Genomic DNA, 6,430 nt, shown 5'->3' on the forward strand with positions numbered 1-6,430 from the left:
TCATCTCCACGGCCGAGCAGCCCTAGGCGCCGCCGCTACGAGGACTTGGCGTACCGGCGCACGACCTGGTTCTCCCCGAACGTGCTCGCGTGCTGCCGGCCGTGGTCGTCCTGTCCGAAGAACGTCCACTGCTTGGGACTCTTCTGCGGCTCGCCGATCATCTTCACCTTGAAGGGCAGATGACTGGGCTCGATCGTGCCGATGGTGTCGCCGACCCGGATCTGGGACGGATGGATCTCGGGTGCGTCCATCCAGTTTTGTACGGCCATGTCGTTCGTCCTTTCTCACCAAGAGTTGAGCGCGACGTTGCGCGTCGCCTGTCAAGAGGGAATTGGTCTCGCACTCCTGCCGGGCCCGTCTCCGCGATGCGTGGGATCTCTGTCAATCGGTCACGGCCGCTTCGGCAGGAGCGCCGCAGTCATCCGGCCAGCGCTGGCCACAGCGCGCGCTTGCGGTGCGGGCCGCCCGCACGATGTCTGCGCCGGTGCGGAATTCTTGGCTTTCGCGTTCCACGCGCGCTACGGGAAGGGCGGCCGCCTGCCGTAACACCATCGTCGCCAGAGCAGCCGAGGTTCTGCACGGCACCACCAGGACGTTGGCGCAAGCCCGGCTACCGACGACCACCATCAGCCGCTGGCGCCCGACAGCCCGGGCACCATCTCCGACCCGAAGGCGGTTCAGCGCGTCCAGGTCCGGGGAGCTTTCCAGCGATGACCAGTTGACGCTGATGTCGATGATCTCCCCCAGACGGGCGGACAACGCACCGACCAGCTCGGGCAACTCGGCCGCGATCGAGGAGGTGTGCGGCCACCACGCCCCGTCGATGGGCGAACCCAGTTCGGCGGCCAGGGCGAGCCGCACCGGGCTGGCCAGGCGCCGGCCACGCACGTCCCGATTCATGGTGCCGGGATCGTCGAGACTGGTGCGCGAGTAGACGCTGCCGCCAGCGGAGCCGCACGTGACGCCCGTTGATCCATCGACGATCCCTTCGCTTCCGGCTGCACCGGCATATAAACGTGAGGATCGACAGAGAACGTCAGTCGTAGACCACGATTTTCACGTCGGCTTAGGTAAAGCTCGGGGTCGACATTACACCTCACGCGGCAAAATCGCGTTGGTTGAGCTGTCGCGGCCACCGGCTGCCGCCCAGGGCGCGTGTCTGTGCGGCGACGCGCCGCACAGCGTGTATATCTGCGCACGCTCGCGCCCGGAAGCGACGGCTACAACAGGTAGCGGTACGCCGGTGAACCCGGCGCCAGTGGCTCGACGTGGATCTCGGTGGCCCGCATCCGGGCCAGCAGCCCGTCCAGGTCGGCGGCCGAGCCCAGTTCGATGCCCACCAGCGCCTCACCGGTCTCGCGGTTGTTGCGCTTGACGTACTCGAACAGGGTGATGTCGTCGTTGGGCCCGAGCACCTCGTCGAGAAAGCGGCGCAGCGCACCGGGTTCCTGCGGGAAGTCCACCAGGAAGTAGTGCTTGAGCCCGAGGTGGACCAGCGATCGCTCCAGCACCTCGCCGTAGCGCGAGACGTCGTTGTTGCCGCCCGAGATCAGGCACACCACAGTGGATCCGGGTTCGATGTCGGCTTCCAACAGCCCGGCAACCGCCAGCGCGCCCGCCGGCTCGGCGATGATGCCCTCGTTCTGATAGAGGTCCAGCATCGCAGTGCACACGGCCCCCTCGTCGACCGCCGTGATCGACACCATGTCACCGGCCGCGGCCAGCGCTGCGTAGGTCAGCGCACCCGCGCGCCGCACCGCGGCGCCGTCGACGAACTGGTCGACATGATCGAGCTCGACCGGCTCGCCGGCGGCCAGTGCGGCCATCATGGCCGCGGCCCCGGCCGGCTCGACGCCCAGCACCGCCGTGTTCGTCGTCCGCTCGGCCAGGTAGGTCGTGATGCCCGCGATGCATCCGCCACCGCCCACCGGGACCACCACGAGGTCGGGTTCCCCGCCGAGCTCGTCGAGTTGCGCGAGGAGTTCGACGGCGATCGTGCCCTGCCCGGCCATGGTCCGCGCGTCGTCGTACGGCGGCACCAGGGTGGCGCCGGTGCGGGCGACGTCGGCCAGCGCCGCCTCGGCGGCCAGGTCGTAGGTCGACCCGCCCACGATCAGCTCGATGAACTCACCGCCGTGGTAGCGGATCCGGTCGCGCTTCTGCTTGGGGGTCTTGGCGGGGACGTAGACGCGGCCGCGCACGCCCAGCCTCCGGCACGCATAGGCGAAGCCCTGCGCGTGGTTGCCGGCCGAGGAGCACACCACCCCGGCGGCCAGCTCCTCGTCGGAGAGCTGCACCAGCAAGTTGTAGGCGCCGCGGATCTTGTAGGACCGCACGATCTGCAGGTCTTCGCGCTTGAGATAGACCCGGGCGCCGGTGATCGCCGACAGCCGATCGCTGAGTTGCAGGGGCGTGGGCGTGACCACCGGGGCGATCCGCTTGGCCGCGCCGTCGACGTCAGCCGCGCACAGCGGTGACACGCTCGGGTTCTGGCTCAGTTCAGCGGACACCGATCAATGGTGCCATGACCGCAGACTGCAGGCGTCGGCCCTGTGGAAGTCAACCGACGGGTGTCAGCACGAACACGGGGATCTGGCGCTCGGTCTTCTTCTGGTAATCCGCGTAGTCCGGGTACGCCTCGACGGCGCGCTCCCACCACACGGCCTTTTCCTCGCCGAACACCTCACGGGCGTCGTAGTCGCGGGTGACGGACCCGTCCTGCAGCTCGACCCGCGGGTTCTTCTTGACGTTGTAGTACCAGACCGGGTTCTTCGGCGCCCCACCGAGCGACGCGACGCAGGCGTACTCGCCATTGTGCTCCACGCGCATCAGCGGCGTCTTGCGCAGCTTGCCCGTCTTGGCTCCGACGGTGGTCAGCAAGATGATGGGCATGCCCCGCAAATCGGCGGCTTCTTTCCCACCGGACTCGGCGAACTTCTCCGCTTGTTCGCGAGACCAATCCCAGGGCGACGGTTCGTACTCTCCGGTAAGTGGCATGCTCGTCATTTTACGGCCGTGACGCACCGGCCGACCCGCGGCAACGCCGGCATCCGTGCCCGCCGGCGCCGGACAGGCACCGCCGGAGATCAGGGCCGGTGCGAGGTCGCCAGACCCTGCCGGATCCCCTGATCGATCTCGTTCCGGAGATCCGGGCTGCCGGCAGATGCCGTCTCGTGGCAGCTGCAGCCCAGGACGGCGAACGCGTTGGGGTCGGCGCGGGCCGGTTCTGCCGCCGCGACGCAAACCACGACGGCGACGGCGGCGCTGATCAGTTTTCTGGCCGAAACCCGCTCACGCGTGGCCCTTTTCGGCAATTGGCCGATTCGCCCGCTCACTTCCGTGGCCATCTCGGACAGAAACGCATCCACGGCGACCGCGTACTTGTTCGACCACCACTTGTAGATCGTCGCCTTGCTCACCCCGCTGCGGGCCGCGATCTCGTCGGTCGTCATAGCCCGCAGCCCAACCTCGTCGAGCAACGCGGATGTCGCAGCCAGCACGGCCACCCGCGACGGCTCACTGCGCGGACGGCCGGGACGGCCTGCGGCGCGGTCGGCCACGTCTCACCCCTGCACACCCATATAGCGAACTAAATGTTCAATATTTCGGCGACAATAGCAGGGACGGGCACCGAGCAGGCACCTCAGAGCCTGTCCGCCTCGCGAGCCATCAGGGAGCGCTCGAGATAACCGCAGCGCGCCGAGCAGCCGATGCGCGGCGGGCGTGCAACTCCCCGGGGCGTCAGGAGGGTGCGACGCATCGACGCGGCCACAACGCGCAGCGAGCCCGAGAAGCGGCGACCCGACCACATCGGAGCGCCCTGCCGGTGCCGCAACGGCACTGCCACCGACGCGCTGGAGACGACTTCGCTGGTACCTGTCGTCATGGCTTACTTCCTTCGCCCGTCGGCCCGAGGCGTAGGGCGCAAAGCACGGTGCTGCGCCCTCAGGCGGGACCAACGCGGATACCGGAGGGGGTATTCCTCCCAGTGACGAGGATCGCAGCGCGATTTCGGAGAGTTCAGCCGACTCGACAGCCGCCTACAGGCGTTACGCCGCGTGGCACAGCACGAAAGCTGCGATCAACCTGCCGGGCCGCCCGGATGCCTTCCGCGCGGCGAAGCGCCGGTTACCGCGTCCGCGCCAGTTCCGCGATCTCGTTGACTCGCCTTGTCGCCGTGGCGATCTCGTCGGCGAACTGCTGACGGCGCTTGGCCAGGTCGGCTCCGTCGGAGTCCCCCGAGCCGTCGATCAGCTCGCGGTGCCGGGCCAGGCGCAACCCGGTCTTGAACAGCTCCATCGACCTCGACTCGGCGCTGGCGATGCGGCGCTGCAGCTCCCACTGCTTGCCCACCTCCAGGCACTCCGCGAGAAAGGTTTCCTCGTCGAAGGATTCGTCCTCGTAGGCGGCCAGCCGCTCGGCCACGATGTGGTAGGCGTCCAGGAACGGGCGCAACACCAGATGCGCCAAGAGCACGTCGGCCGACTCCAGCAGCCGCCGCACGTCGGCGGCGCAATAGGTCTGGGTCGTGTCCACGGGGGCCAGCAGGCGGATCTCGTCGACCAACTCCCTCTCGAACTGCGTGCGCCCGGAGAACAGGAACTCGAACTTGAGCAGTTCGCGCAGGCGCAACGCCTCGTCGCGCACGGTAGCCGGCGCGACCGACTCACCGCCCTCGCAGGCCGCGACCAGCGCCATCTCCGCGATGGCCCGGTCGACCAGGATGTGGATGGCGGTGTTGCGGTAGAACGCCGCCACCAGGTGCTGTTCGGCGCCGATGCCCCAGACCGCCTCGGTGCCGGCGTCGTAGACGCTGACGACTCCGGAGGCGACGAGCTGGTGCAGGGTCCACCGGATCGTCGAGCGGTTGTTCAGGTCCGCCGCGCCGGCCACCGCCCAGTTGCGCGCGGCGATGTAGTTCGCCAGCGGCTGCACGGTGGCCAGCACCTCGCTGATCGACAGCGAGCGGTCCGCCCCGAGCAGCGCGAGGCTGACTACCGCGGTCGGAGTCACCGGGGTCGCCCGGTTGATGCGGTGTTCCGCGTCCAGGGCGATGCGTTCGATCTCGGTCCCGGTGCCCGACTCGTCGCCGCGCAACTCCTCGAGCCGCTTGCGCAGCGGCAGCGGCTCGCCGAAGTCCAGGTAGGCCCGGCCCAGCCGATGGCCCTGCTGGCGCGCGAGCCGGACCAGAAAGCGGAGGTCCTCGGGACGTTTGGCGGCCCCGTAGGCCTCGGTGGTCATCGCCTCCACCTCGTGCAACTGGTCGTACACGATCGAGGTCGGCACCAGATACACCTCGGGGCCGTCGATTTCGTCGACGGCGTCGGCTATGTAGCGCAGGATCCCGAACACCGGCGGGCGCAGCTTGCCGGTCCTGGTGCGGCCCCCCTCGATCGACCAGGTCAGGTTGGCGTGGTTCTGCACGAGCTGCGCGGCGTAGGCGCGCAGCGCGAACCGGTAGACCGGAATGTCCTTGGTCTGGCGGCGAATGAAGATCGCGCCGGTGCGCTTGGCCCACGCACCCATCGGGAAGAAGTTCAGGTTGGCCCCGCCGAACGTCAGCGCCGGGGACAGCCGATTGGCCATGATCACCTCGGGCAGCAGCATGCCGTCCAGGTAGGAGCGATGCGAGAAGGCGAACGCCAGCGTTGCCTTGCGGTCCAGCTTGCGCAACTGGTCGATCTCGTCCTCGTCGACCAGCACGTCGTAGGCGCGCATCAGCCAGCGGCTGAACCCGCGCCAGGCCTGCACAGCGCGTTCGTCCAGGGAGGCCGCCATCTCCCGCAGGTAACCGGCGGCCTCGGCGCGCACGGCGCCGGGATCGCGCCCGAGTTCGGCCGCCAGCGCGCTCAGCCTCTCGTCGTACCAGCGCGCCCGCAGCAGCTGGCTCACCTCCGTCGGGTCGGTGGCCAGCGGGACGCTCGATTCGCCTTTGATGCCGTTGCGCTGCAGCACCTTTCGCACGCCCACGCGGCCGAGTTCGCGCGCGGTCACCGCCGCTCCCGGATCGTCATCGCCGTCGTCACAACGGTGAGCGTACGTCGGCGATCGGCGCCGGGGAACACATCACGAGATTTCCCGAAGGCGGTCGGGGTCAGCCGCCGGGACGCCACAGCTGCAGCGTGGAGGTCACCCCGGCGGGCAGCTCCAGCAGCTCGATGGGGGTGTCGTCGGGGTCGTAGACGAAGAACATCCGCACTCCCCCGATGTCGACGGGCGAGTCCGCCCGGACCTCGGGGTGGTCGCGCCGGACGGATTCATAGGCGGCGTCGAGGTTCTCGACCCGGAACGACATGTTGGTGTAGCCCAGGTGCGGGCCGCTGGGTGTGTCCGGCACGGCGCCCAGGGACAACAGCTCGACCATCGCCCCACCGATCAGGCCGCCGACCATGCGGCCCCGCTGCGCGGCCCCGCCGGTCACCGCGTCCAG

8 protein-coding genes are annotated in these 6,430 nt (G+C 68.9%); all 8 read right to left on the bottom strand.

The genetic code is table 11. From position 1 onward, the window contains the following. Window positions 1-35: 35 nt before the first annotated feature. A complete protein-coding gene (locus AC2VOR_RS20490) occupies window positions 36-269 on the bottom strand; it encodes a hypothetical protein (RefSeq protein ID WP_369739029.1) in 234 nt (77 codons plus the stop codon). Window positions 270-381: 112 nt separating this feature from the next. Next, entirely contained in the window at window positions 382-900 is a 519-nt protein-coding gene (locus tag AC2VOR_RS20495) for a DUF5994 family protein (protein ID WP_486964416.1), read from the bottom strand. A 320-nt stretch (window positions 901-1,220) separates the two neighbouring features. Further along, window positions 1,221-2,510, bottom strand: a complete 1,290-nt coding sequence (gene ilvA, locus AC2VOR_RS20500; protein ID WP_369739031.1) for a threonine ammonia-lyase — start codon at window positions 2,508-2,510, stop codon at window positions 1,221-1,223. Window positions 2,511-2,559: 49 nt separating this feature from the next. Beyond that, window positions 2,560-2,997 (bottom strand): nitroreductase family deazaflavin-dependent oxidoreductase, encoded by a 438-nt coding sequence (locus tag AC2VOR_RS20505; RefSeq protein WP_369739033.1) that lies wholly within the window; start codon window positions 2,995-2,997, stop codon window positions 2,560-2,562. Between the two features lie 89 nt (window positions 2,998-3,086). Then, window positions 3,087-3,560, bottom strand: coding sequence for a TetR/AcrR family transcriptional regulator (locus AC2VOR_RS20510; RefSeq protein WP_486964417.1), 474 nt, complete (start codon window positions 3,558-3,560; stop codon window positions 3,087-3,089). A gap of 83 nt (window positions 3,561-3,643) precedes the next feature. Beyond that, a complete protein-coding gene (locus AC2VOR_RS20515; protein ID WP_369739037.1) occupies window positions 3,644-3,886 on the bottom strand; it encodes a hypothetical protein in 243 nt (80 codons plus the stop codon). 242 nt (window positions 3,887-4,128) lie between these two features. Next, complete coding sequence (locus AC2VOR_RS20520; RefSeq protein ID WP_369739038.1) at window positions 4,129-5,994, bottom strand: lysophospholipid acyltransferase; 1,866 nt, start codon at window positions 5,992-5,994, stop codon at window positions 4,129-4,131. A gap of 100 nt (window positions 5,995-6,094) precedes the next feature. Further along, window positions 6,095-6,430: VOC family protein (locus AC2VOR_RS20525; RefSeq protein WP_486964418.1), on the bottom strand; the 336-nt coding region annotated here is incomplete at its 5' end.

Source organism: Mycobacterium sp. TH-M103, from assembly GCF_057473785.1.

Coding starts and splice junctions, on each gene's coding strand:
- AC2VOR_RS20490 (WP_369739029.1), bottom strand. CDS start 269: ATGGCCGTACAAAACTGGATGGACGCACCCGAGATCCATCCGTCCCAG.
- AC2VOR_RS20495 (WP_486964416.1), bottom strand. CDS start 900: ATGAATCGGGACGTGCGTGGCCGGCGCCTGGCCAGCCCGGTGCGGCTC.
- AC2VOR_RS20505 (WP_369739033.1), bottom strand. CDS start 2,997: ATGCCACTTACCGGAGAGTACGAACCGTCGCCCTGGGATTGGTCTCGC.
- AC2VOR_RS20515 (WP_369739037.1), bottom strand. CDS start 3,886: ATGACGACAGGTACCAGCGAAGTCGTCTCCAGCGCGTCGGTGGCAGTG.